Annotated in this window: 23 protein-coding genes and 1 pseudogene; 12 read left to right on the top strand and 12 right to left on the bottom strand. The window is 75.2% G+C overall.

Going from position 1 to position 23917, the window contains the following annotated elements:
- The first annotated feature begins 201 nt into the window (after positions 1 to 201).
- On the top strand, positions 202 to 1611 hold the full coding sequence (locus tag ACIRD3_RS18230) for an amino acid permease (RefSeq protein WP_402217714.1): 1410 nt from the start codon (positions 202 to 204) through the stop codon (positions 1609 to 1611).
- A 76-nt stretch (positions 1612 to 1687) separates the two neighbouring features.
- On the opposite strand, the gene ACIRD3_RS18225 is transcribed toward ACIRD3_RS18230, so the two are convergent.
- From ACIRD3_RS18225 to ACIRD3_RS18215, 3 genes are all read right to left on the bottom strand, one after another.
- A complete protein-coding gene (locus tag ACIRD3_RS18225; RefSeq protein WP_402217313.1) occupies positions 1688 to 1840 on the bottom strand; it encodes a hypothetical protein in 153 nt (50 codons plus the stop codon).
- Positions 1841 to 1866: 26 nt separating this feature from the next.
- Positions 1867 to 2544: a DedA family protein gene (locus ACIRD3_RS18220; protein ID WP_402217311.1), complete on the bottom strand. Its 678-nt coding sequence runs from the start codon at positions 2542 to 2544 to the stop codon at positions 1867 to 1869.
- Positions 2545 to 2759: 215 nt separating this feature from the next.
- The gene (locus tag ACIRD3_RS18215) at positions 2760 to 3425 is read right to left on the bottom strand and encodes a hypothetical protein (RefSeq protein ID WP_402217308.1); all 666 of its coding nucleotides are present in this window, start codon (positions 3423 to 3425) and stop codon (positions 2760 to 2762) included.
- Positions 3426 to 3535: 110 nt separating this feature from the next.
- On the opposite strand from ACIRD3_RS18215, the gene ACIRD3_RS18210 reads away from it, so the two are divergent.
- The 7 genes from ACIRD3_RS18210 (at position 3536) to ACIRD3_RS18180 (ending at position 9935) form a co-directional block, all read left to right on the top strand.
- Positions 3536 to 4186: a TetR/AcrR family transcriptional regulator gene (locus tag ACIRD3_RS18210; RefSeq protein WP_402217306.1), complete on the top strand. Its 651-nt coding sequence runs from the start codon at positions 3536 to 3538 to the stop codon at positions 4184 to 4186.
- 184 nt (positions 4187 to 4370) lie between these two features.
- Positions 4371 to 4559, top strand: a complete 189-nt coding sequence (locus ACIRD3_RS18205) for a DUF1508 domain-containing protein (RefSeq protein ID WP_350630945.1) — start codon at positions 4371 to 4373, stop codon at positions 4557 to 4559.
- Positions 4560 to 4679: 120 nt separating this feature from the next.
- Positions 4680 to 5954, top strand: coding sequence for a glycosyltransferase family 4 protein (locus tag ACIRD3_RS18200; protein WP_402217303.1), 1275 nt, complete (start codon positions 4680 to 4682; stop codon positions 5952 to 5954).
- Positions 5951 to 7282 (top strand): glycosyltransferase, encoded by a 1332-nt coding sequence (locus ACIRD3_RS18195; RefSeq protein WP_402217300.1) that lies wholly within the window; start codon positions 5951 to 5953, stop codon positions 7280 to 7282. The genes ACIRD3_RS18200 and ACIRD3_RS18195 overlap by 4 nt, the downstream gene beginning before the upstream one ends.
- Positions 7257 to 8141, top strand: a complete 885-nt coding sequence (locus tag ACIRD3_RS18190; RefSeq protein WP_402217298.1) for an SGNH/GDSL hydrolase family protein — start codon at positions 7257 to 7259, stop codon at positions 8139 to 8141. Before ACIRD3_RS18195 ends, ACIRD3_RS18190 begins: the two co-directional genes overlap by 26 nt.
- Positions 8142 to 8276: 135 nt before the next feature.
- A complete protein-coding gene (locus tag ACIRD3_RS18185; RefSeq protein WP_402217295.1) occupies positions 8277 to 9389 on the top strand; it encodes an NUDIX domain-containing protein in 1113 nt (370 codons plus the stop codon).
- A gap of 120 nt (positions 9390 to 9509) precedes the next feature.
- Positions 9510 to 9935 carry a DUF6188 family protein gene (locus tag ACIRD3_RS18180; RefSeq protein ID WP_402217292.1) on the top strand — a complete coding sequence of 142 codons (426 nt, stop codon included), beginning with the start codon at positions 9510 to 9512 and terminating at the stop codon, positions 9933 to 9935.
- 45 nt (positions 9936 to 9980) lie between these two features.
- Here the strand turns inward: ACIRD3_RS18180 and ACIRD3_RS18175 are convergent, their stop codons facing one another.
- The 7 genes from ACIRD3_RS18175 to ACIRD3_RS18145 all read right to left on the bottom strand — a co-directional run bounded on the left by ACIRD3_RS18175 (position 9981) and on the right by ACIRD3_RS18145 (position 16499).
- Positions 9981 to 10355, bottom strand: coding sequence for a hypothetical protein (locus tag ACIRD3_RS18175; protein ID WP_402217289.1), 375 nt, complete (start codon positions 10353 to 10355; stop codon positions 9981 to 9983).
- A 163-nt stretch (positions 10356 to 10518) separates the two neighbouring features.
- Positions 10519 to 10914: a roadblock/LC7 domain-containing protein gene (locus tag ACIRD3_RS18170; protein WP_402217286.1), complete on the bottom strand. Its 396-nt coding sequence runs from the start codon at positions 10912 to 10914 to the stop codon at positions 10519 to 10521.
- An 82-nt stretch (positions 10915 to 10996) separates the two neighbouring features.
- Positions 10997 to 12052, bottom strand: a complete 1056-nt coding sequence (locus tag ACIRD3_RS18165; protein WP_402217283.1) for a hypothetical protein — start codon at positions 12050 to 12052, stop codon at positions 10997 to 10999.
- Between the two features lie 175 nt (positions 12053 to 12227).
- Entirely contained in the window at positions 12228 to 12611 is a 384-nt protein-coding gene (locus tag ACIRD3_RS18160) for a hypothetical protein (RefSeq protein WP_402217280.1), read from the bottom strand.
- Positions 12612 to 13272: 661 nt separating this feature from the next.
- Complete coding sequence (locus ACIRD3_RS18155) at positions 13273 to 14280, bottom strand: MsnO8 family LLM class oxidoreductase (RefSeq protein ID WP_402217278.1); 1008 nt, start codon at positions 14278 to 14280, stop codon at positions 13273 to 13275.
- Positions 14281 to 14366: 86 nt separating this feature from the next.
- Entirely contained in the window at positions 14367 to 14960 is a 594-nt protein-coding gene (locus ACIRD3_RS18150; RefSeq protein ID WP_402217277.1) for a DUF2269 domain-containing protein, read from the bottom strand.
- 339 nt (positions 14961 to 15299) lie between these two features.
- A complete protein-coding gene (locus tag ACIRD3_RS18145) occupies positions 15300 to 16499 on the bottom strand; it encodes a peptidoglycan-binding protein (RefSeq protein ID WP_402217274.1) in 1200 nt (399 codons plus the stop codon).
- 455 nt (positions 16500 to 16954) lie between these two features.
- Between ACIRD3_RS18145 and ACIRD3_RS18140 the strand changes: the two genes are divergently transcribed.
- From ACIRD3_RS18140 to ACIRD3_RS18125, 4 genes are all read left to right on the top strand, one after another.
- On the top strand, positions 16955 to 18328 hold the full coding sequence (locus ACIRD3_RS18140) for a DUF6271 family protein (protein ID WP_402217272.1): 1374 nt from the start codon (positions 16955 to 16957) through the stop codon (positions 18326 to 18328).
- Positions 18318 to 18815 (top strand): GNAT family N-acetyltransferase, encoded by a 498-nt coding sequence (locus ACIRD3_RS18135; RefSeq protein WP_402217270.1) that lies wholly within the window; start codon positions 18318 to 18320, stop codon positions 18813 to 18815. Before ACIRD3_RS18140 ends, ACIRD3_RS18135 begins: the two co-directional genes overlap by 11 nt.
- A gap of 84 nt (positions 18816 to 18899) precedes the next feature.
- On the top strand, positions 18900 to 20261 hold the full coding sequence (locus ACIRD3_RS18130) for a hypothetical protein (RefSeq protein ID WP_402217267.1): 1362 nt from the start codon (positions 18900 to 18902) through the stop codon (positions 20259 to 20261).
- A 369-nt stretch (positions 20262 to 20630) separates the two neighbouring features.
- Positions 20631 to 21719 carry a hypothetical protein gene (locus ACIRD3_RS18125; protein ID WP_402217264.1) on the top strand — a complete coding sequence of 363 codons (1089 nt, stop codon included), beginning with the start codon at positions 20631 to 20633 and terminating at the stop codon, positions 21717 to 21719.
- A gap of 47 nt (positions 21720 to 21766) precedes the next feature.
- Here ACIRD3_RS18125 and ACIRD3_RS18120 read toward each other — a convergent pair whose 3' ends face one another.
- Both ACIRD3_RS18120 and ACIRD3_RS18115 read right to left on the bottom strand, forming a co-directional pair.
- Entirely contained in the window at positions 21767 to 22414 is a 648-nt protein-coding gene (locus ACIRD3_RS18120; RefSeq protein WP_402217262.1) for a response regulator, read from the bottom strand.
- A pseudogene (locus ACIRD3_RS18115) lies at positions 22399 to 23689 on the bottom strand (sensor histidine kinase). Before ACIRD3_RS18115 ends, ACIRD3_RS18120 begins: the two are co-directional and overlap by 16 nt.
- Positions 23690 to 23917 lie beyond the last annotated feature (228 nt).

Genomic DNA, 23917 nt, shown 5'->3' with positions numbered 1-23917 from the left:
ACGGCTGGACGAGGCACGCCGGACGAGTGCCCGTCCGGCGGCCGCGCGACCGCAAGTCTTGCGGTGAGCGACCGGGCGAACTGAACAAATCCCGTCGATTTGGTGCGGGATATCCCCTGGTCCGAGCATGAACGGTCGCTCCACGCGCTCACCCCGCGCGAGCAGGGGCACGAGCTGGACCACGAAAGGCGCACCACCCTCATGCAGACCAGCCCCGCCGCACCCCGGCAGGCGACCCGCCCGAACACCGCGGAGACCGCGGTGACCCCGGAGGCGCCGGGAGCAGCCACCCCCGCCGCCCCGGAGAAGGGCCGCCGGTTCGGGCTGGCGACCGCCACCGCCCTGGTGACGGGCAACATCATCGGCGGCGGCATCTTCATGATCCCGGCCGCCGTGGCCCCGTACGGGACGGTCAGCCTGGTCGCCTTCGCGGTGCTCACCGTCGGCGCGATCGCGCTGGCGCTGGTCTTCGGGCAGTTGGCGCGCCGCAGCCCGCGCACCGGCGGACCGTACGTCTACGCCCGCGAGGCCTTCGGGGACTTCGCCGGCTTCCTGTCCGCCTGGTCGTACTGGATCACCACCTGGGTCAGCAACGCGGCGCTCGCCGTGGCCGCCGTCGGCTACCTGGACGTCCTGCTGCCGGTCGGGCACTCCACCGCGTTCGGCATCACCGCCGCGCTGGCCTTCCAGTGGCTCCCCGCGCTGGCGAACCTGGCCGGGACGCGGTACGTCGGTGCCGTCCAACTCGTCTCCACCGTCCTGAAGTTCGTCCCGCTGCTGCTGGTCGCGGTGGGCGGCCTGTTCTTCTTCGACCCGAAGAACCTCGGCCCCTTCGACGCCAACGGCCAGGGCTGGGCGGGCGGGATGACCGCCGCCGCGGCGATCCTGCTCTTCAGCTACCTCGGTGTGGAGTCGGCCGCGATGAGCGCGGGCAAGGTCCGCGACCCGGAGCGCAACGTGGGCCGGGCCAGCGTGCTCGGCACCGCCGGTGCGGCGGTGGTCTACCTGCTGGGCACGCTCGCGGTCTTCGGCAGCGTCGCGCACGAGCGACTCGTCCACTCCACCGCGCCGTTCTCGGACGCCGTCGACGCGATGTTCGGCGGCTCCTGGGGCGGAACGGCGATCGCCGTCGCCGCACTGGTCTCGATGACCGGTGCCCTCAACGGCTGGACGCTGCTGGCCGCACAGGCGCCGTACGCGGCCGCCGAGGACGGCCTGTTCCCCGCCGCCTTCGGGAAGGAGCGGCGCGGGGTGCCAGTCTTCGGCGTGCTGGTGAGCGTCGCCCTGGCCTCGGTGCTGACGGTGCTCAACTTCGCCAGCGGCGCGAAGGGCGCCTTCGACATCCTGGTGCTGGTCACCACCTTCACCGCGACCGTCCCCTACCTGCTGTCCACCGCGGCCCAGTTGTACTGGCTGGTGCGCGGCGCCACCGACAAGGTGGACAACGGCCGACTGGTCCGGGACGCCGCCCTCGGCCTGGGCTCCTTCGCCTTCTCGCTCTGGCTGCTCGCGGGCGCCGGGTACGCCGCCGTCTACCAGGGCGTCCTGTTCCTCTTCGCCGGGATCCTGGTCTACGTGTGGATGGCGGGCCGACGCCGCCCGAACCCGTAACGGGAAGCCGTCGGTACGGGCGCGGCGGGCGCGGCTGCGCCGGGCCGGGTGGTGGCGGGGTCCGGCCGGAGCCGGCTCACCCGGCGCCGGGTCGGATCCGGACGCGGGTCGCGACGCTTCCGAGGGCCAGCCAGCCGGCGGCGAGGAGCCATCCGGCGAGCACGTCCAGCGGCCAGTGCACAAGCACGGCCGCGAGCGCGCCGAAGGCCGCCCAGGTGGCGACGAGCACGAACGGCCACCGTCGTCGCGGCCCGCTCATCGGTGCTTGGCCCGGCGGCGGGAGCGCCGGAGCTCCAGCAGAAGCGGCAGCAGCGAGACGAGGACGACGACGGCGACGATCGGCAGCAGGTACCGGTCGACGTTCGGTACCGAGGAGCCGAGGGCGTAGCCGGCCAGGACGAGGCCGAACGTCCAGACCAGGCCGCCGACGACCTGCCACAGGGTGAAGGTGCGGACGTTCACGCCGAGGGCGCCGGCCAGCGGGTTGAGCACCGTGCGCACCACCGGGACGAACCGGGCCAGGACCACGGCCTTGCGGTGCCCGTAGCGGGCCAGGAGTTCCTCGGCGCGCAGGGCGCCCGCGTGCAGCCGCTCGCTGCGGGAGCGGGCGAGCAAACCCCGCCCGCCGCGCCGTCCGATCAGGAAGCCGACCTGGGCGCCGGCGAGGGCACCGACGGCGGAGGCGGCCAGGACCTGGGCGAGGTCCAGGTGGGGCCCGCTGCGGGCACCGGTGGTGCAGAACAGTCCGGCGGTGAACAACAGGGAGTCACCGGGCAGGAAGAACCCGATCAGCAGGCCGGTCTCGGCGAACAGGACCACGGCGATGCCCAGCGCGCCGAACGCGCCGAGCAGTGATCCGGCGTTCAGGGGGTCGACGGCCAGCGGGTCGAGGGCCAGGGCGTGGACGGCCGGCGGGGCCCAGGGGGACCACATCGCGAGGGGGCCTTTCCGGGAGAGGGGCTCGGGGCGGCCGCCGCGGACCGTCTCCACTGCCAGGGTGCCTCACCCGGCCGCCTCGGCCGGACACCGCCGCGAGGGCGGCGGGGCCGGCGAAGGTGCGCGCCCGGCTGCGGGACGCCCTGCGCCCGGGCCACCGCTCAGGCCTGAGCGCAGGCCGTCCGCTCAGGGCCCGCGCTCAGGCCCCGCGCTCAGGCCGCCCGCTCGGCCGGGCGGGGCAGACGGCTGCGGACCGCCCACACGGCGGCGGCGAGGACGAAGCCGTACACCGACACCAGGCCGTGGCCGTTGTCCTGGGCGACCCACATGGCGAGGCCCAGGGCCGGGACACCGGCCGCCAGGGCGATCTCCTTGGGGAGGCGGGTGCGGGTGAGGAAGGCGAGGGCGAGGGTGGCGCCGAGGAAGTAGGTGGCGCCGGAGCTGCCGGCGAAGTTGCGCGGGTCGGTGCTGGGGCCGTCGCCGAGACCGAACAGGGTGTCGACGCGGCCGGGCAGCACGATCCCGGCGAGGAAGAAGGCGAGGGTGAGCGGTCCGCCCCAGTACCACTGGGCGAGCGCGGCGACGGCGGCGAGGGTGACGAGGTTCCACAGGCCGCCGAAGAGGCCGCCGTTCTGCAGGAACACCGAGGTGAACTCGCGCCACCAGCCCGACTTCGACGGATCGGCGTCGAGCGCGTCCATCGCGCCGGACCAGACGAGCTGGAGCAGGACCCCGCCGACGGCGAGCGCGGTCAGGGCGATCGCCGCCCAGGGCAGCGGCCGGCCGCGCAGGGTGTCGCGGCCGACCACGCCCAGCCCGCAGTTGACCATCATGACCATCAGCGCGGCCGTGGTCACGTTGAAGACGATCGCCTCCATGGCCTGGCCCTCCCCCCGGTTCCCGGCGTTTCCAACACCGTTCGAAATCTGACGGCGCAAAACTAGCACACCTTTCGAACGGTGTTGGAAAGGTGTGTACGGTGGACCGCATGAAGCTCACCAAGGAGCGCATCGTCGACGCGGGCATGGCCGTCTTCGCCGAGGTCGGCTACCAGAACCTGTCCATGCGTCAGGTCGCCGACCGCCTCGACACCCACGCGGGCAGCCTCTACTACCACGTACGCGGCAAGGACGAACTGCTCGCGCTGCTGGCCGACCGGGTCTGCCGCCAGGCCTACGACGCCGGCACCGAAGCCCTCGCCGGCCTCCCGCCCACCGCCGACTGGCGGGACCGCATCGCGGCCCAGGCCGACGCCCTGCGCCTGAGCATCAAACAGCACCCGGGCGGCGCCCACCTCCTCGCCGAGAGTCCCGGCACGCTCGGCACCGGCGCGCTCTCCCTGATGGAACGCCTGCTGCGCACCCTGCTCGACGCCGGCCTGCCCGGCGACCACCCCGGCATCGCCGCCGACACCCTGCTCAGCCACGTCACCGGCTTCGTGCTCCAGGAGCAGAACCAGCCCGCGGCACCCCCGTCCGTCACCCCCGAGCTCCACGCCGACCTGCGCGAACGCTTCCCCCTGCTGATGGGCCCCGCGATGCCGCGCCTGGGCCAGGACGAGAAGTTCGCGCGCAGCGTCCGGCTGCTGTGCGCGGGCTTCGCCACGCTGCTCACGGACGGTCAGGCGGCGAGTGGCTGAGTGCCGGAGGCCGAGTGCCCGGAGGCCGAGCGCCCGGAGGCCGAGTGGCGGGCGGTTCGGCAGTGGGCGGGGGGCGGCGGCGCGCGGGGACGTGACCCGGATGCCCCGGTCGGCGGGCGGCGCACCGGGGGCGGGCCTACGGTGCGGTGCCAGGGGGTCCTCCGAGCGGAAGGCTGTTACTGGCATGGCGGGTAGGTTCGAGCTGTACGTGGACGAGAGCGGGATGCACCGGTTCCGGCTCAAGGCGAGCAACGGGTCGGTCGTGGTGACCGGGGACCCGGAGGAGAGCAAGGACGACTGCCTGAAGAGCATCGAGTCGATCCGCAAGCTCGCGCCGTACGCGGAGCTCAAGGAGGCCGCCGGGTCGATGTGAGGCCGCAGCGGCGGCAGGCCGCGGTGAACGCGGGTCGGTGGTGCAAATCGCCGACCCGCGTTCGCTTGTACGACAGATCCCTTTGGCCGGGTGCACGCCGGGCACGGACATAACACTGGCATGCGTGTCGTCATCGTCACCGAGTCCTTCCCGCCCGAGGTCAACGGGGTCGCCCACAGCGTGCTGCGGACGGCCGAGCATCTGGTCCGCCGGGGTCACCGGCCCCTCGTCGTCACCCCCGCGCCGGCGCGGGGCGCGCAGTGCCCGCCGGGGACCTTCGGGAGTGCCGCGGCGGAGATCCCCGTGGTGCTCATCCCGTCGATGCCGCTGCCGGGGTACCCGCAGGTGCGGATCGCGCTGCCGAGCCGGCAGCTGGCGGCCGCGGTCGCCGGGCACCGGCCGGACGTCGTGCACCTGGCCAGCCCGTTCGTGCTCGGCGCGCGCGGGATGCAGGTGGCGGCCCGGCTCGGGGTGCCGGCCGTGGCCGTCTACCAGACGGACCTCGCCGGCTACGCGCACGCCTACCGGGCCGGGCGCGGACTCGGGGAGGCCGCCGCGTGGCGGCGGATCCGGGCCGTCCACCGGGCGGCCGCCCGTACCCTGGCACCGTCCACCCCGGCCGCGCAGGACCTGACCGCGCACGGGGTGCCCCGGGTGCAGCTGTGGCCGCGCGGGGTCGACTCCGTGCGGTTCCACCCCGGGCACCGGGACGAGGCGCTGCACCGGGCGCTCGCGCCGGGCGGGGAGGTGCTGGTCGGGTACGTCGGGCGGCTGGCGCCGGAGAAGCGGGTCGACCTGTTGGCGGCGGCCTCGGTGCTGCCCGGGGTGCGGGTGGTGGTCGTCGGGGACGGCCCGTCGGCGCCCGGGCTGAAGGCCGCGATGCCCGGCGCGGTGTTCCTGGGCCGCCGGACGGGTGAGGAACTGGCCCGCTGTTTCGCGACGCTGGACGTTTTCGTGCACACCGGCCCGCTGGAGACCTTCTGTCAGACCGTCCAGGAGGCGATGGCGAGCGGGGTGCCGGTGATCGGCCCGGCGGCGGGCGGCCCGCTGGACCTGGTCGCGCACCACCGCACCGGCCTACTGGTGCCGCCCCGGGACGGCGCGGCGGTGGCCCGGGCGGTGGCCGAGCTGGCCGCCGATCCGGTCCGGCGGGCCGCGTACGGGCAGGCCGGACGGGCGGAGGTGACCGCGCGCACCTGGGAGGCGGTCGGGGACCTTCTGCTTCGGCACTACGCCGAGGTACTGGCGGAGCACCGGGGGGTGCCGGTGGCGTCCCCGGCACCGGTGGTGGGGCCGGTGGCGTCCCCGGTGCCGGTGGTCGGGCCGGTGGTGGAGGGCTCGGCGGCGGGCGCTCCGGCGGACGCGGAGACGATCGCGGAGGAACTGCCCGCATGACCGCCGCGCGGCACGGCGAGGCGCTGACCGTCGTACGGCTCGCCAACTTCGTCACCCCGGTCTCCGGCGGGCTGCGCACCGCGCTGCGACACCTGGGCGCCGGCTACCGGGCGGCCGGGCACCGGCCGGTGCTGATCGTGCCCGGGGAGCGGCGCTCCGAGGAGGAGACCGAGCAGGGCCTGGTGATCACCCTGCCCGGGACGGTGCTGCCGGCCAGCGGCGGCTACCGGCTGCTCACCGACCGCCGGGCGGTGGCCGCCGAACTCACCCGGCTCTCCCCCGACCGGCTGGAGGTGTCCGACCGCACCACGCTGCGCTGGACCGGCGGCTGGGCCCGGCGGCACGGGGTGCGGTCGGTGATGGTCTCGCACGAGAGCGCCACCGGGGTGCTGCGCACCTGGGGCGTCCCCGGGAGAGTGGCGAGCGCGGCCGCCGACCGGCTGAACGCGGCGACCGCCCGTTCGTACGACTCTGTGCTGTGCACCACCGACTGGGCGGCCGCGGAGTTCCGCCGGATCGGCACACCGAACCTGGTCCGGGCACCCCTCGGGGTGGACCTGGACACCATGCACCTCCTGCCGCCGGCCGAACGGGCGGTGGAGCGGGCGCGGTACGCCGCGCCGCAGGAGGTGCTGCTGGTGCTCTGCTCGCGGCTCGCGGCGGAGAAGCGGCCCGAGCGGGCCATCGAGGCGCTCGCCGCCCTGCGGGCGCGGCGGGTGCCCGCCGTCCTGGCGGTCGCCGGGACCGGCCCGCTGCGGGAGCGGCTGGCGGACCGGGCCGCCCGGCTGGGGCTCCCGGTGCGCTTCCTCGGACACCTGAGCGGGCGCGCGGCGCTGGCCCGGCTGCTCGGCTGTGCGGACGTGGTGCTCGCGCCCGGACCGGTGGAGACCTTCGGACTGGCCGCGATGGAGGCCCTGGCCTGCGGGACCCCGGTCGCGGTCAGCCGCTCCTCCGCGCTGCCCGGCCTGGTCGGACACGCCGGGGCGGCGGCGCCGGACACCGGACCAGGGTTCGCCACCGCGGTCCGCCGGTTGCTGGACCGGCCGGAGGACGTGCGGCGGGCTGCCGCCCGCTCGCAGGCGGAACGGTACGGCTGGCCGGCGGCGGTCACGGCGTTCCTGGCGGCGCACGGAGTGCGGAACGGCGGAGTGGTGGGAGGAGGTCGCGACGGTCGAGCGGCGGGAGGAGGCCCGGACGGCGGAGCGGCCGGAGGGGGCCGGGACGGCGGAGCGGTGGAAGGGGGCCGGGACGGCGGAGCGGTCGGAGGGGGCCGGGACGGCGGAGCGCTGGAAGGGGGCCGGGATGAGCGTGCTCGGCACGGGGCCTGAGCGGGCGGCGGAAGAGCGGTCGCCGGCGGGCGGGTTGGCGCGGTTCGTGGCGCTCGGGGACTCGCTGACCGAGGGCATCGGGGACGCGGTCGGCGAAGGGTGGCGCGGGTGGGCGGCCGTTCTCGCGGACTCGCTGGTGCCGGCGGGCCGGAAGGCCGAGTTCACCAACCTCGCGTACAGCGGGGCGTTGACAAGTGACCTGACGACGCGTCAACTGCCCGAAGCGCTGGCGCTGCGACCTCAGCTGGCCGCCGTGCTGGTCGGCGGCAACGACACCCTGCGGGCGGGCTTCGACATCCGGCGCACCACCCTGGAGTTGGACGCCACCATGGGGGAACTGTCCGGCCACGGCGCGGTGTTGCTGACCGCGTGCCTGCCCGACCCCGGCACCCTGCTCGGGCTCCCGGCGCCGCTCGCCCGCCCGCTGGCCCGGCGGATGCGGGCCGTCAACACCGTGGTGCACGCGCTCGGCGCGCGCCACCGGGCGGTGCACCTGCACCTCGCCGAGCTGCCGTGGCTGGAGGAGCGCCGGTTGCTGAGCGTGGACCGGCTGCACCCCAGCGCCGCGGGCCACCACCTGATCGCCCGCCGCTTCCACGAACTGCTCGGCCGGGCCGGGCACCCGCTCGGACCGACGCCCGCCGCCGCCCCGGCCGAACCCCCGCCGGGCCGGGCCGCCGACCTCTGGTGGATGGCCACCCGGGGCACCCGCTGGGTCCTCGCCCGCAGCACCGATCTGCTGCCGGGGCTGCTGGCGCTGGCGGCGGTGGAGACGGCCGCCCGCCTGCGCGGCGCGAGCACGCGGTACGACGAGCGGATGGCCCGCGCGACGGCGCAGGCGCTGGCGTCGCTGGGGTAGTGGGGCAGGGATGCCGTTCACGGCCGGTCTGGACGGCGTCACCTGGTCATGGTGGTCGAGGTCGTGGCCGGCCGGGAACCATGGGGGTGACCCGGGCTGTCGTGACCGGGGGACAACGTGGCGGAGGGAGCCGGGGTGGAGAGCGTGGACGCGGGCGGTCGGGGGATTCTGGCGGCGGCCGGGGTGCTGTTCCCGGACCGGGACGGGCGCCTGCTGGTGGTGCGGCTGCCGTACGACCGGAAGCACCCGGTCGCGATTCCCGGTGGCGGGTGGGAGCCGACGGACCGCTCGCCGCGGGACACCGCGCTGCGCGAGATCGCCGAGGAGCTCGGGCTCACGCCCCGACTGGGTCCGCTGGCCTGCGTCGACTGGGCGCTGCGCGAGGGCCGTCCGCCGATCGTGGCGTACCTGTACTGGGCCGAACCGCTGACCGAGCACCAGGCGGCGGCGATCCGGCCGGACGCGGCGGAGGTCGGCGGGTGGACGTGGCTGACCACCGAGCAGGCGGGCCGGGCCCTGCCGCCGCGACTGTCGCGCCGGGTGACGGCCTGCCTGCGGGCACCGCGCGACGCCGGACCGCTGGAGCTGGAGGACAGCCGGCCGACCGGACACACGCTGCGGGAGCTGCCCGCCGACGGGTCGGCGCCCGAGTACCTCGGACTGGCCGCCGCCCCGGACCTGCACCCGGAGGCCCGGCAGCGGCCGGAGCCGCCCCTGGACGAGGCGACCTTCTACGCCACCCGGCCCCGGATCCGGGCGAAGGCCCGGGCGCTGTTCACCGACTCCGCCGGGCGGGTTCTGCTGGTGCGGCTGCGGCCGTGGGACGGGCCGAAGGGGCAGGACCCGTACTGGACGCTGCCGGGCGGCAGCGTCGAGGCGGCGCGGGAGACGCCCCGGACGGCGGCCCGGCGGGAGATCCGCGAGGAGCTGGGGTGGGAGGTCGAACCCGGGAAGCTGCTGGCGCTGGACTGGCAGCCGGGCGCGGCGGCCGATCCCGCGGCCGACGCGGCGACCGGCCGGGACACCGCCGTCCTGGTGTACGTGTACGACGGCGGCACGGTCACGGACGCGATGCTCGGCTCGATCACGCTGCAGGAGCAGGAGCTGGTGGAGTGGCGGCTCTGCGACTCCACCGAGGCGCGGACCCTGCTGACCGCGCCGTCCTGGGACCGTACGGCCGCCGCGCTCGCCGCCCGGACGGGGTCGGGCGGGCCGGTCGAGCTGGTGGGCGGGTCGGCGGTCGGGTAGCCGGGGGCGCGCCGACTCGCGCCCACGTGGTGGGCTGCGGTGGGTGGCGGGCCGTGGTGTGCGGCGGGTGGCGGGCGGACGAGCGCATGGACCGGGGCCCGGTTGGGACAGACTGGGGGTATGGAGAACGCGATCACGGAGGTGCTGGCCGGCCGACGGGTTGAGGCGGTCAGCGGGGGCGGACGGCTCGACCTGCGGCTGGCCGGCGGGGTGACCGTCCGGGTGGCCCACGAATTCCGCTTCGCGGCGCCGTCGTTCACCGCGCCGGAGGAGGTCGGGCACTTCTTCCCGGCGCTGACCGTCCAGCCGAGCCCCACCCTGCTGGCGCTGGTCGGGCGGAGCGTGGAGACCGCCGACATCACCCTGGCCGGCGGCCTGGAGCTGGCCTTCGCCGGGGGCGGTGCGCTGTCCGTCCCGCCGCACGCGCAGCTGGCGCCGTGGAGCGTCCTGGCCGCCGGGGCTGTGGCCTGCGCGGGACTGCCGGGCGGCGAGGTCCGGTGGACGGAGCCGGGGGCTGCGTGGCGGAGGGAGCCCGGCGGGGCCTGAGCCGCCGCCGGGGACTCCTCCGCTGCTCCGCAGCCCGGCCGGGCGTCAGACCTCCAGGTCGGCCTCGATCCTGGTGAGCTGGTGGCGGGCCATGGCCAGGTTCGCGCGGGCCTTGTCCAGCGCGAGGTAGAGGAACAGGCCCTTGCCGGTGCGACCGGTGAGCGGGCGGATCAGGTGGTACTGGCTGGACAGGGTGATCAGGATGTCCTCGATCCCGTCCCCCAGGCCGAGCATGTCCATGGTGCGCATCTTGGCGCGGACCACATCGGTGTTCCCGGCCGCGGCCACGTTGAGGTCCAGGCCGCCGGGTCCGTCGAGGGTGGCGAGCGCCATGCCGCTGTTGTAGTCCACCAGGGCGGCGCCGAGGGCGCCCTCGATGCTGGTCATGGCCTGCTTGAGGGCGCCGGCTGCGTCGGTCATGTCGGTAACTCCCGTTCGTTGGTGTGGTGGTGAGGTGGTGAAGTGGATCAGTGAGTGGTGAGTGGTGAGTGGTGGATAGCGGGTGGCGAGTGGCAGGTGGTCGGGGCGGGTGGTCGGGGCGGGTGGTCGGGGCGGGTGGTCGGGGCGGGTGGTCGGGCCGGGGTCAGCCCGCGTCGCGCGGGTCCTTGGGCAGGAGGGCGTCGTTGAGCAGCCCGGCGATGCGCTGGGCGCTGCGACGGGCCTCCAGGTGGAGGCGGCCGACGTTGACGTCCGGGTGCGCCAGCAGCGTCAGCACGCAGCTGCCGCCGGCCGCGTACGTGGCGACGTAGCCGTGCTCACCGCGCACCAGGGACTCCCGGAACTCCCCCTGGCCGGTGGTGTCGGCGAGCCGCTGGGCCAGCGAGAGCGACGCCGCCGTCATCGCGGCCAGGCCGGAGGGTTCCGTCCCGTGGGTGTCGTGCGCGACCAGCAGGCCGTCCACGCTGGCCACCAGGCCGCCCGCGAGGTGCGGGACGCGGTGCTTGCAGGCGCGTAGTTCGGCGAGCAGCTCGGTCTCCAAGGCGATCAGTTGTCTCCTTCCGACACGCTGCTTGAGCGCCCGCCTCATGGCCGGAACGGCGGGGTCGCGGGCGGGGAGGGGGTCAAAGTCGGGCCTCCAGAAGGTCTCGGACCCGGGTCAGCAGCGCGATGTCCGGGTCGGGGACGGTCAGCGGGTGGGTCGCTGCCGGGGTGGGCGGGCGTTGGGCGTGTTCGGGGCGTTCTGAACGTTCTGGGCGGGCCGTGGTTCCGGCGTAGGTCGGGGCGAGGGCCACGGCCGGCACACCCCGCAGGCTGGCACCGGGTATCCGGCGGTGCAGGCCACCGGACGGTCTCCCGGGGCCGGCGGCCCGCGCGGCCGGCGACGGCGCGGCCGCCGGGTGGGCGGGGAACGGTGGTGCGGTGGGCGGTGCTGCGGTGGGCGGTGGTGTGGCGGGCGGTGGTGTGGCGGGTCCCGGCGCGTCGAGCAGTCCGGCGGCCGCGAGGCGGCGGACGTCCGCGGTGACGCCGAAGCCGGAGCGGCCCAGCAGACGGGCCAGGTCCGCCGGGGTTCTTCGGCCGTCGGCGTGGTCGAGCAGCTCGCGGCGCCGACGGCCGGTCGGGCGGTGGGAGGGCCGACGGCTGTGCTCGACCGGGCGGACCGGCGCGGTGTCGAGCTGCGCCCAGGGCCAGATCCGGTCGAGGAGCAGGCGGCGCCGCTCGACCTCGCGGCACAGCCGGCCCGGGTCCACCGTCGCCACCGGTCCGAGCCAGTGCCGGGCGTTGGACTCGAACCGCCACAAGCCGCCGCCCGGATCGGCGAGGACGAAGAAGGCGGCGTCGAACAACGTTCCCAAGTGGCCGAGTTCGAGCTCTCCCCGGGTCAGCAGACCCCGTGCGACCAGCGCCTCGCCGACCCCCTCCTGCGGGCCGTACACATGGACCAGCTCCGCCCAGCCCTCGGGGGTGACCCGGCCGCAGCCGGTGAGCAGGTCGGCGAGGCCCGGCGCGCGCGGGGACTCGGCGGCGGCCACCTGGCCGTCGACGAGGTGGAGGGTGCCGAGCGGGCCGTGCAGCGCGCCGGTGAGCCGGCGCTCGGCGAGCAGGGCGAGGGCTTCGGCCGGCGTCCTCGGCGCGGCGTACTCCGCCGGGGGCCGGACGGTGCCGGTGGCGGCGGTCACGCGGGCCACCGCCGGGAGACGGCCGTACGGCGGTCCGGGCAGCCGTACGCGGGGCTGCACTTGCGCCCGTACGTGCGGCTGAACGCGCTGCTGTGCGTACGGTGCGGGCCGGGGTGGGCCGGCGGCCGAAATGCGACGGGCGGCTGGAGCGGATCGGGTGTCACGGACGTCTCGTTCACCCCAGCACCAGTTCCTCGGCCAGCGCCTGCAGGCGGAAGCGGGCGACGGCGAGGTTGCCCTCCGAGCGGTCCAGCCAGAGGTGCAGGACGAGTCGGCTGTCAAAAACGGTGTCGATGAAGCGGATCAGGTGGTAACTGCGGCCGGCGGTGACGATGATGTCCTCCAGCGGGGAACGCCGGTCCTCCGCCAGCGTGAAGGTCTGGCTCTCAACAGCTGCTCGTACCAGGTCCGTTGCCTCGGCGGCGGAGGTCTCGTGCTCGCCCGTCGGGCTTTGGCCGAGGCTGCCCAGGGCGAGCCCGCTGCTCCAGTCGACCAGGCTCGCGGAGCGGGCTCCGGCGATCGCCATCGCTCCGGAGAGGCATTCGTCGATACCCGGCACACCGGCTCCTTCGCGGGGGTCTGGGGCGGCCGGGCGCTGCGCGGCACCGGCCGGGTCGCCACGAGCAGTGGCAGGTTCGACACGGAAGGCTACTGCCGGATTCCGTATGACGAACATTCCAATGGCATATTCACACCAGAAGCAGCTAGTTCCAGCCAAGGTATGACGATGCGTCAAACCTGCCGGACCGGCAAAACTGCTGGCCCGTCGACCGTTCGGGACCGACGTTCATCAGCCACCTGGAACGGGACCTTGGCCGATACCGGGCCGCGCCGAGGGGTTTTGGGCCCCGAAGTGCGATAAGGGGTCCGGCGACGAGGAGCGCACACCCGGAGCCCACCCCATGAGAGGAGCTCATGAGGCGGGGCCATGAGGCGAACTCATGGAAGGGGGTCATGAGAGGAGCTCATGCGCTGCGGGCATGAGGGGAGCTCATGCGCTGCGGACATGACGAAGGGGCCCGTTCCGGTGGACGGAACGGGCCCCTTCGGGTGGAGCGCCAGGCCCGGGTTGCACGGACTCTCCCTACTGAAAGTAGGGCGTGCTCTGGTAGCACCGCTGACGCATGTTCGAGAGATCCTCGTTTCGGAAGATCATTTCCTCTCGACAAGAAGAACAGTAGCAGGTCATCAGGCCTGCTCAGAAATCGTGCCGAGCGGCTTCAGGCCTGGCCGACCGCCTCGGCGAGCAGGCGGTAGGAGTCGAGCAGGGCGGTGCGGTCGTAGGTGCTGGTGGTGACCAGGAACTCGTCCGCGCCGCTGCGCTCCACCAGTGCGACAAGCTCGGCGGCGGCCTGCTCCGGGGTGCCCGCGATGTGGCCCTTGAGCGACTGCTCGTACGCGGCGCGCTCCCGCTCCGTCATCGACCGGCCCCGGATCTCGGCGGCGGGAGCCAGGGGCGGGAACTCGCCGTGGGTGCGGGAGTACGCGCCCGCCCAGGCTTCGGAGACGAGCAGCTCGTCGGCCCGCTCGGCGGTCTCGGCGACCGCGACCGTCCCCGCGACCACCACGTACGGCTCGGCGGCCTGCGCCGAGGGACGGAAGCGGCTGCGGTAGCGGTCGATCGCCGTGAGCATCCGGTCCTCCCCTCGGGCGGCGGCGATCACCAGCGGCAGCCCGGCGTCGGCGGCCAGGTCGGCGCCCGCACCGGTGGCCAGGACGAAGGCGGGCACGTGCAGCCCCTCGGCCGGACGGGCGTGGACACCCCGGTGCGCCTGCTGCGAGCCGTCGAAGTAGCCGAGCAGTTCGGCCAGCTGGGCGCCGAAGTCGTCCGCCGCGTCCTTCTCCCGCCCCAGCGCCCGCCGGACGCCGTCGGTGAACCCCACCGAGCGGCCCAGGCCCATGTCGATGCGCCCGGGGAACAGCGCTGCGAGCACCCCGAACTGCTCGGCCACCACCATGGGCCGGTGGTTGGGCAGCATCACCCCTCCGGTGCCCACCCGGATCCGGGTGGTGGCCGCCGCCACCGCCGCGGCGAGGACGGTGGGCGCCGAACCGGCCACTCCCGGCACCCCGTGGTGCTCGGAGACCCAGAACCGGTGGTACCCGAGCCGCTCGACCTCCTGGGCGAAGGCCACCGTGTCACGCAGCGCCCGGGCCGGCTCCTCGCCCTGTCTGGTGCGGGAGCGGTCGAGGACGGAGAGCCTGACGGCGGGCGTAGCGCTGGTCACGTGGGTGGAGAACGCCCACCTCCCGCGCAGGCATTCCCCCGCGACCCCGGGGCCGGAGCCCGCCGGATGGAGGCCCGCCGCCCTGCTCAGGCACCCGCCCGGGCTTTCGGCCCGGGTATTCGACCCGGGCGCCCGACCGCGCGGCGGCGGCGACCCCAGGGCTTGTACACGGACAGGATGACGTTGAACAGGTAGAGCGACAGGGCGACCGCCGGGACGATCACCGTGGTGTACCGGACGAAGCCGAGGTCCGCCGCGGAGATCGGGCCGGTCGGGTGCGCCTCCGCGGCGCGCACGGCCTCGTGCAGCCGTGCGGTGAGGACGAAGACCGAGGCCGCCATCGCCGCCAGCGTGAGCCAGAACTTGGCACTCACCCAGGTGTACCGGAACAGCCCCCAGCTGGTGCCGAGCCCGAGCGCCACCCCGCTCAGGAACGTGAGCAGGCTCAGCGGCAGGACCAGCGCGTCGCCGAGCATGCCCATCGCCCGGTAGGCGGCGCGCAGCCGGTCGGCGTCCCCGGTCGTCAGCGCCGTCACCGCCAGGGTGAGCAGGCAGAGCATCAGCGCCAGCCAGCTCACCGAGGCGACGAGGTGCAGGACGACCAGGGCTTTGCGCGCCCTCGGTGGCAGTCGGCGGTCCGCCGATCGCCGACTGCCACCGAGGGCCGTTCCGGGCGGCACCGCGGCACCGAGGGCTCCTCCGCCTCCTCCGGTTTCGCCGGTTTCGCCGGTTCCGCCGGTTCCGCCCGCTTCGGTGGACGAGCGCACGGACACCTCCTTCGAGTCGGGACCACCAGGACGGCCCCAGGCTCTCCCGTCCGCGCCTCGTCCGGCATCTGACGGCGGAAGTAACTTCGGCTACTCCCAGGCGAGTACGCTCCCCGCCGAGAACGCGCCGACACGCCTTCGCCAGGAGTACCGCCGGCGCCCTGGGCTCAGCCGAGTTCCGGAACGCCCCGACTCCGGAACGCCCCGGCTCCGGGACTCCCCGGCCCCGAGGAAGCGGGCGGACCGCGCCGCTCAGTCGGTGACCGCGAAGCCCCGTGCCGCGCCCAGCCGGTGGAGCGAGGACTGTCCGGGAATGCCGTCCGCGGCGCCCGCCTCGTAGCCGCAGCGCCGCTGCCAGGACGCGTACGCCGCGAGCGTGCGGCTGCCGAACGAGCCGTCCACCCACCGCTGTTCGAGCAGTCCCTCGTCCGCCAGCGCCTGTTCGACGATGGCCACCTCGGCTCCGTGCGTCCGGTGCCCCTGCTCGGCGCCCGGGTCGGAGCGGGCGGCCGCCACCAGGTGGGAGACCGACACCGTCCGCTGTCCGGGGAGGTAGCCGAGCAGCCTGTTCAGCGAGCCCTCGCCGGGGACGCCGTCCGCCGCCTGCCCGGAGTAGCCGAGGCTCGCCTGGTAGTCCGCGTAGTTCTCGGTGTCCGCGTCCGTCCAGGTCGGGCCGGGGCCGGAGTGGTAGTGGGACCCGAAGCCGCGCGCGACCAGCGCCCGTCCGACGGCCGTCACCTGGTAGCCCTGGGCGCCGTAGCCGTACGGCAGGCCGTTGATGGAGACCTGGTAGCGGGCGGGCGCCTGGTCGGCGGGGGGCGCCGGGTGCTGCCGGGAGGGCGGGGAGTCCGGGGATCCGGAGCCGGGCGCGAGGTCGGGCCAGGATCCGGGGTCGGTGTGGTCGTTGTACGGCACGTGGGCGTGCGCGTACCACCCGCCGCTGGTCTCCCACACGTGCTCGTCGCGGTGGTCGCGGAAGTCGGTCGGCCGGCCCATCGGCCAGACGTCGGGGACGCCCCAGGAGGCGATCCAGCCGTGGATCCGGTCCCAGCCGGCGCAGGGGGTGTCGACCAGCCGCGGGTAGACCCGGCCGCGGTAGCGGCAGTACGGGAAGAACACCGCCTCGATCTGGATCACCACCCGCCCGGCCCGGTTGGTGCGGGTCGGGCTCCGGTCCGGGCTGAGCAGGCTCTTCGAACGGGAGTCGGCCGGGAACAGCTGCGTCGTCCGGCCGCTGAACGGATCCCAGACCAGGTGCGGCGCGTTGCCGGCGCCGCTGCCGGTGAAGTAGCTCACCAGGTCCTCGTAGGTGCACCAGTCCTGCGGGGCGGCGGCGGTCGCGTTGCGGTCCCAGGTGATGTGCGCGATGGCCTTCGGCGGGTACTGCTGGTCGGTCGGCGCGTGATCGCCGAGGTCGTGGATGTCGGCACCGGGCAGCCACGGTTCGGGCATTGCGGTCTCCTCCGAACGGCGTGAGGGCATCCCTCTCGGTATCGGCACGTCGGTGGCCCGGATTGACCCCGACGGCGCAATGCGCCGCACTGAACCGCCCGCGCTCGCCCTGACGTTCGACACCGGGAGGGGAATTCGCCCTCCCGTACGAACGACTGTGTCCGGTTGCCCCGCTGCCCGGTCACCCGGCCGCCCGCCCGACCGACCGGACGCCGATCCGGACGCCGATCCGGACGCGGAGCCGATCGCGGAGCCGATCGCGGAGCCGATCGCGGAGCCGATCGCGCGGAAGGGGCGCATTCCACCCCGCCGGGGCCACGCTGTCAATCGTTGACATCAGAAATGGTCTAGTCCACGGTGGTCCAGCGGGTCGCACGACGCCCCCACCAGGCCTCTTCGGCGCTCAAATCATCACTCTGGCACCGCATCTGACGATACGACGGAGACACCCACGCATGCGCAGAATCTGCCTCGCCCTGCCCACCATGCGGCCCTGCGCCGCCACCATCGCGGACCTCGCGGAGGAGGCGGCCCACGCCGTCGCGGCCTTCGACGTCGAGGTGCACCTGCTCGTCCTCGACACCACCGACGCCGCCGGATTCGCCGAGAACGCGGACGCCGTCGGCGCCTTGGCCCCGACCCCCGGCGTGGTCGTCCACCACCTCGGCGAGGCGCGGCAGCGGGAGTTCCTGCGCCGGGTGGCCGAACGCTCCGGCGCCGCCGACCCTGAGCTGCTGCTCGACCTCATGCTCCCGCGGGCCGTCGCGTACGGCGCGTGCACCAACCGGCTGTTCCTGGCCGCGGCCGCGCTCGGCTGCACGTCGGTGCACCAGCGGAACGACGACGCCGACTTCCAGGTCCTCGACGGCCGCAAGGTCTTCCCGATCCACCACGAGCTGCTCTCGCTCGGCCGGCCCGCGGGCGAGGCGGCCGCCCTGGTCACCCGCTCCGAGCTCGACCCGGCCGACGCCGACAAGCCGGTGGTGCTGGTCGGCGGCTCCTTCATCGGCGAACTGTCGGTGGACGTCGGCGAGATCCGTGAGCTGGACCCGGCCGTCTACCGCGACGTGGTGCGCCTGTGGGCCCCTCCGGTGTGGTCGGAGGAGGAGAAGGACGCGGTGGTGGAGGCCTCCTTCCGGGGCGCCGGCACCGAGCCGTTCACCGCCGACGACTCCGTCCTGGGCGTGCCCGACATCTGGCACGTCGACATGTGCAACGTCGCCCTCGACCACCGGGTCTACGAGAGGCTGCCGCTGCTGCCCTCCACCGAGACCATCGGCAGCGACTACTTCCTGTCACACGTCGTGCTCGACTCCGGCCTGCCCGGGGTCGTCCACAACCGGCACATCGTCAACTACTACACGCCCGAGCGCCGCACCGGCGCCGGTTTCCTCGCCTATCAGCTGCGGTTCGTCAAGTTCCTGCTCTCGATGCTGTACCTGTACCCGGTCTACGGCGGCATGATCGACCTCGGCCGCGGGCTGCTGGACGACCGGCACGCGCCGCGGGTCGAGCCGGTCCTCGACCTGGTGCGGCGCAGTGCCGTCTGGGACCGGGCCGGGAACGAGCACTGCCTGGACGTCCTGGACCGCTCCTACCGCAAGCTGGGCGGCAAGTACGCCGAGCTCGCGGACGTGGTGGCCGGCCGGCGGCAGCGGCTCCTGGACGAGGCGCAGCAGGACACCGAGCGGTGGGCGGTGCTGATCGAGTCCTGGGCGGCCCTGGTGGCCGCCGCCCGCGCGGAGGGGCTGGGCACCCGTGCGGAGGGACGTCGCGCCGGTACGAAGGGGCTCGGCGCCGGTGCGGAGGTCCCGACGGGTGGGCGGTGAGCTCGGGATCCGCCTGCTGGCCGACGGCGACTGGGACGCCGTGGTCGAGCTGGAGCACGCCGCCTACGCCGCCGACGGCCTGTCCGAGGGCCGGGAGGCGCTGCAGTCCCGTGCCCGCAGCTCGCCCGGCACCTGCTACGTGCTGGAGGACCGCGGCATCGTGCGCGGCTACCTGCTGAGCCTGCCGTACCCGCCGCTGACGTGCCCGGACCTCGGGCGGCCGGAGACGCGGGCCTACCGGTCCGACAACCTGCACGTGCACGACCTGGTGATCGCCGAGGAGTTGCGCGGGCGGGAGGTCGCGCTCGGCTTCCTGCGGCACTTCCGGGAGCGGGCGCGCGAGCAGGGGTACCGGCGGATCTCGATGGTCGCGGTGCGCGGGGCGGACATCCTGCTGCGGCTGCTCGGCTACCGGGCTCACCGGGAGGTGGCGGTGCCGGAGTGCTACGGGCGCCGGGCGGTCTACATGTCGATGCCGGTGGACTGAGGGGGCGCGTCGACGACTCGAACCGACCGGCACCGCCGCGGAATTCGGCGGCGGACCCGACCGGACGGCGGGCACAATGCCCGGATGCCGTCGTCGCTGCTGTACGCCGTCGCCGTCAACCCGGCGCTCCCACCCGCCCTCCTCGACCGCCTGATCCACGCCGCCGACACCGACCAGGAGCTGGCCGAGGCGCTCGCGGACCGGCCGGACCTCGGGCCGGAGCAGGTCCGCCGGCTCGCCGAACGCGACGGGCACACCGCCGTGTGGCTCGCTCACCGCGGCCTGCTGGGCGCGGCCGACGTCGACCCGGTGGCCCGGCCCCTCGTCGCGCTCGCCCTGCTGGACGAGGGCCGGGGCGATCCCGCCTGGGCCCGGCGGCTGGCCCGGGATCCGGACCCGTACGTGCGGGAGCGGCTCGCCGCCTGCCCCGGGCTCCCGGCGGAGACCGCCGAGCTCCTCGCCGCCGACGGGTCCGCCGAGGTGGTGGCCGAACTCGGGCTCCACACGGACCGTCCGGAGCTGCTGACCCGGCTCGCCGCCCATCCGCGGGCGGAGGTACGGCGCTGGGTCGCGGCGAACGAGGCCGCGCCGCCCGGTCTGCTGACGGCGCTGCTGACCGACGGGGACGTCCGGGTCCGCCGCCAGGCCGCCGGCAACCCCGGGACCCCGGGCGCGGCTGCCGCCCGGCACGTCGTCGACCACCCGACGGTCCGCCGGCAGCTGTCCGAACACCCCGGACTGCCCGCGGCGACCTACCACCGGCTGGCCGACGACCGCACGTCCTGGGTCCGCGGCAACCTCGCCGAGAACCCCGGGATCGACCTGCCGCTGATGCACCGGCTCGCCTCGGACGAGGAGGAGGGCGTCCGGCGCCGGCTCGCGCACCATCCGGCGGTGCCGCTCGACCTGCTCGAGCGGCTCGCCACCGTCGTCCGGATCGGGCCGGTCCTGCTCCCCCGGATCGCCGCCGCGGAACCGGCCGAACTGGCCCGGCTCGCGGGCTCCTCGGAGCCCCGGGTACGGATGCTCGTGGCCCAGCACCGCGGCCTGCCCGCGACCGTACGGGACCGGCTCGCCGCCGACCCGGACGCCGCGGTCGCCAAGTCCGCCGCCCCGCACCCCGGCCTCGCGTCCGAGCAACTCACCGCCCTGCTCGACCGGTTCGGCGGCAAGATCGCCACCGCCGTCGCCGCCAACCCGGGCGCCCCGACCGCCCTGCTCGACCGCATCGCCACCACCGGGCCCGTGCCCGCCAAGGCGCTGCGCGCCATCGCGGCGCACCCCCACGCCGGCCCCGGGACCCTCGCCCGGTGCCTCGCCTCCCCGGACCGACGCACCGCGAGAGCCGCCGCGAGCAACCCGGCCCTGCCGGTGGAGGCCATCGAAGCCCTCGTCCGAACGGCCTGCCCGGGGAGGGAGGAACGGCCGCCCTTGGAGGACCGATAGACCGCTGCGACCGGAAGCGAAGCGACAGCGACGCGCCCGCGGCCGGTCCTCCCGGCACTCGGCCCGGAGCCACGCACCGAGCACGCCTCGGTGCGGATCGGCGCGGATCGCCGCCGCCGGCCGGGGCGCAGGCCGAACGGCCCGCCGGGCAGGCCGGGTTGCGGCCGATCGGGCCCGGCGGCATGGGGCGGACGGACCGGCGCCCCCGCCGCCCCACCCGTACCACCCGCACCGGCCGGGTCCCGCCGGACGGACCCTACGTCCGGGTGCGGTTGCAGTTGCGTCTCCGTTCCGTTTCGGCGGGCGTACGAAGTGTCGACCGGTCCGGGATCGTGGATGACGACGACTGGTCCGGCAAGGGGAGTTGCCATGGGGGACGGCCGCGGGATGGTTCCCGACGTCGTGGAGGCGCTACTGACCGGCGGGCCGCACCGGGCGGTGGCGGAGGTGGTGCGGGCGCGACTGCGGATGGTGCCGGAGGGGGCGCGGGCGCTGGACAACGCCGAGGCGGCACCCGAGGACCCGCGAGCGGTGGCGCAGCTGACCGCCGCGGTCGCCCACCTGCTGGCCTCCGACGAGGCGTTCGCGCAGTACCTGGCCACCACCGCGTTCGGGCGGCCCGCCGACCCGCCGACCGTCCACCTGCGGACCGAGCCCAGCACCGTCCAGCTGCGGACCGGTCCGGCCACCCCCCCGCCCGCGAAGGGCCCGACGACCGTCCAGCTGCGGACCGGCAAGCCCGCGAAGAACCCCGGCACCGTGCAGCTGCGGCTCGGCCCGGTGGACGCCCGGGCCCAGGCCCTGGCGGCCCGGCGGGGCACCCTCGGCATCGTGGTGGCCCTGGTGCTGGTCCTGATCGCCGCGTTGGTCTCGATCGGCATCCACCTGGGCTCGCGCCCGCTGCTGCAGCCGGGCGGGCCCGGCCTGGCGCACGCGCAGCCGCTGCGCGACCCGGCGCTGGCGCGGGGTGTCCTGCCTGACGCCCGGGCGATGCCGGCCGGCTGGCAGGTGCAGAGCGGCCCGGAGTCGGGGACGGGCACGGGCGGCTCGGTGCCGTGCCTGCTCCCGGACGGCTGCGACCGGCAACTCAGCTACGCCACGACGACGTTCAGCGCCGCAGGGATCCAGACCGTGCGCTTCACGGCGGTCGTCTTCGACTCCCCCGATTCGGCCCGCCAGGCCTTCGACACCACGCTCGACCGCACCGCCGGCGAGGACTCGGGGGCGGTGGCCCTCTCCCCGGTCGGCGAGCAGCGCGCGGTCCGCACCCGCGGCTCCTCGTCGACGGTGGCGCTGGTCCGGGTCGGCGGCGTGGTGCTCCTCGTGCACGGCGACGGGCTCGGCGCCGCCGCCACCGCGCCGGCGCTCACGGCGTTCGCCCGGCTGTTCGCCGAACGCGCCCGGCAGGCCCAGGACGGCCGCTCCCCCAGCGCCACCGCGTCCGGCACGACGGGCTGACGACCGCGCCGACAGGCCGACAGGCCGACAGGCCGACAGGCCGATGGTCAGGCCTTGTCGAGGTAGGCGAGGACCGCCAGCACCCGGCGGTTGCCGTTCTCGTCGTCGGTGAGCCCGAGCTTGCCGAACATCGAGGTGGTGTACTTGCTGATCGCGCTGTCGCTGAGGAAGAGCCGCTGGGCGATGGCCTGGTTGGACAGTCCCTCCGCCATCAGGCCGAGCACCTCCAGCTCCCGCCCGGTGAGCCGGTCGAGGCGGCGGTCGGAGGGGGCGGAGGACACCAGCGCGGCGATGACGGCCGGGTCCATGGCCGTACCGCCCTTGGCCACCCGCTCCAGGGCGTCGACGAACTGCTCGCCGTCGAACACGCTCTCCTTGAGGAAGTAGCCGATGCCGTCGGCGCCGTCGGCCAGCAGCTCGCGGGCGTACAGCTGTTCCACGTGCTGGGAGAGGATCAGCACCGGCAGCCCGGGCACCTCCCGGCGGGCGGCGAGGGCCGCCCGCAGGCCCTCGTCCGACTGGGTCGGCGGCATCCGGACGTCGACGACGGCGGCGTCCGGACGGTGGGCCAGCAGGGCGTCGAGGGTCTCCGGGCCGGTGGCCGCCGTCGCGACCACCTCGTGTCCGTAGGCCTCCAGCAGGTGGACCATGCCGTCCCGGAGCAGGTACAGGTCCTCGGCTACAACGATTCGCATGGCACCATCATCGTCGCCCGGGTCGGCCCCCCGTCGGGGCTGGTGATCTCCAGGGTGCCGTCGAACACCGCGAGGCGGCGGCGCAGGCCCGCGAGCCCGCCGGCCGCAGCGCCCTGACCGCCCGTCACCACCCCGCCGCGGCCGTCGTCCTCGACCTCCACCACGAGGCCCGTCCCGCCGTGGTCGATGACGATCCGCACGCTCGTCGCCCGGGCGTGCTTGGCCGCGTTGGTGAGCAGTTCGGCGACCCCGAAGTAGACGGCGGACTCGACCGGCGGCTCCAGCCGAAGCGGCCGGTCGGCGGTGACGGTCACGTCGAGCGGGCTGTTCAGGGCGAGCGCGCGCACCGCGTCCACCAGGCCGCGCTCGGTGAGCACCGGCGGGTTGATCCCCCGGACCAGGTCGCGCAGTTCGGCCAGCGAGCCGGCGGCGCCGGCCCGTGCCGCCCTCATCAGCGCCCTGGCACGCTCCGGGTCCTTCTCCATCAGCTTCTCGGCGGTCGCGAGCGAGAGGCCGATCGCGACCAGGCCGGCCTGCGCCCCGTCGTGCAGGTCGCGCTCGATCCGGCGGATCTCGGCGGCCTGGGCGATCGTCACGTCCGCCCGCTGGGCGGTCAGTTCGTCCACCCGCTCGGCCAGCCGCATCGCGGCCGAGGGGCCGAGGAAGCGCACCGCGACCGGCTCCACCGGCTGCCAGGCGTACGGGGCGGAGGCGACGGCCACGACCGCGGCGAGCACCCCGAGCAGCCGGGCGACGGGCCCGGAGCCGGCCAGGCCGAGGAGGGCGACCGCCGCGGCCACGCCGGCCGGTGGGACGGCCGCGACCAGGCCCGCCGTGAACGGTGCGAGCGCGGCGAACCGCAGGTCCCGCCAGGTCGCCGGGTCGCCCCACCAGGTCCGCCACCGCTGGTCCATCAGCGCGTCGCGGCGGCTGCGCTCGTAGGAGTGGCCGTTCCACCAGTAGCCGGTGGACATCCGGGTGACCGGCCCGGGCTCCCGGTAACCGGCCGGGGACGACCGTGCCGGTCCACCGCTCGACCAGCAGGCGCACGGCCCGGCAGACCGGGCGGGCGAGGGCCGGCGTGCCGGAGATCACCAGCAGCACCGGCAGCAGCCAGGACCAGGGGGTCGCCGGCCCCCACCAGAACCCCAGCGCGACCGCGGCGGCCCACACCGCCGGGACCGGCAGGGTGACGGCCACCACCGCGCAGGCCCGGAGGAACCCCGTGCCGACCCGTGCCCCCCAGGACGCCGACCGTCTCACCAGCCCTGCCATACCCGCCCTTCCCGCCGTCCCCGTCATCCCGGCTCCCCGACCTGCGAGCGATCTCCGTTCGAGGCCTCCACTCTGCACCAGCCGGCGCCCGCGGACGCCCTGGTCAGCGGAGGAGTGTGGCCAGGCCCACCCCTCCGTGCGCCCAGGCCCCGCGCAGGGCGCGCGCCCGGGCCCCACCCCGGGGGCCGAGCCGTCGCCCGAATGCATGTATCGCTCTCTTGACTGGCG

The organism is Kitasatospora sp. NPDC093550 (assembly GCF_044764985.1).
Taxonomy (GTDB): domain Bacteria; phylum Actinomycetota; class Actinomycetes; order Streptomycetales; family Streptomycetaceae; genus Kitasatospora.
Note: the sequence above shows the minus strand (reverse complement) of the source record. Positions and strands in the feature narration are given on the sequence as shown.

Excerpts from the sequence above, each read along its gene's own strand:
- ACIRD3_RS18230 (WP_402217714.1), top strand. The coding sequence starts at position 202 with ATGCAGACCAGCCCCGCCGCACCCCGGCAGGCGACCCGCCCGAACACC.
- ACIRD3_RS18220 (WP_402217311.1), bottom strand. The coding sequence starts at position 2,544 with ATGTGGTCCCCCTGGGCCCCGCCGGCCGTCCACGCCCTGGCCCTCGAC.
- ACIRD3_RS18215 (WP_402217308.1), bottom strand. The coding sequence starts at position 3,425 with ATGGAGGCGATCGTCTTCAACGTGACCACGGCCGCGCTGATGGTCATG.
- ACIRD3_RS18210 (WP_402217306.1), top strand. The coding sequence starts at position 3,536 with ATGAAGCTCACCAAGGAGCGCATCGTCGACGCGGGCATGGCCGTCTTC.
- ACIRD3_RS18205 (WP_350630945.1), top strand. The coding sequence starts at position 4,371 with ATGGCGGGTAGGTTCGAGCTGTACGTGGACGAGAGCGGGATGCACCGG.
- ACIRD3_RS18200 (WP_402217303.1), top strand. The coding sequence starts at position 4,680 with ATGCGTGTCGTCATCGTCACCGAGTCCTTCCCGCCCGAGGTCAACGGG.
- ACIRD3_RS18195 (WP_402217300.1), top strand. The coding sequence starts at position 5,951 with ATGACCGCCGCGCGGCACGGCGAGGCGCTGACCGTCGTACGGCTCGCC.
- ACIRD3_RS18190 (WP_402217298.1), top strand. The coding sequence starts at position 7,257 with ATGAGCGTGCTCGGCACGGGGCCTGAGCGGGCGGCGGAAGAGCGGTCG.
- ACIRD3_RS18180 (WP_402217292.1), top strand. The coding sequence starts at position 9,510 with ATGGAGAACGCGATCACGGAGGTGCTGGCCGGCCGACGGGTTGAGGCG.
- ACIRD3_RS18175 (WP_402217289.1), bottom strand. The coding sequence starts at position 10,355 with ATGACCGACGCAGCCGGCGCCCTCAAGCAGGCCATGACCAGCATCGAG.
- ACIRD3_RS18145 (WP_402217274.1), bottom strand. The coding sequence starts at position 16,499 with ATGCCCGAACCGTGGCTGCCCGGTGCCGACATCCACGACCTCGGCGAT.
- ACIRD3_RS18140 (WP_402217272.1), top strand. The coding sequence starts at position 16,955 with ATGCGCAGAATCTGCCTCGCCCTGCCCACCATGCGGCCCTGCGCCGCC.
- ACIRD3_RS18130 (WP_402217267.1), top strand. The coding sequence starts at position 18,900 with ATGCCGTCGTCGCTGCTGTACGCCGTCGCCGTCAACCCGGCGCTCCCA.
- ACIRD3_RS18125 (WP_402217264.1), top strand. The coding sequence starts at position 20,631 with ATGGGGGACGGCCGCGGGATGGTTCCCGACGTCGTGGAGGCGCTACTG.
- ACIRD3_RS18120 (WP_402217262.1), bottom strand. The coding sequence starts at position 22,414 with ATGCGAATCGTTGTAGCCGAGGACCTGTACCTGCTCCGGGACGGCATG.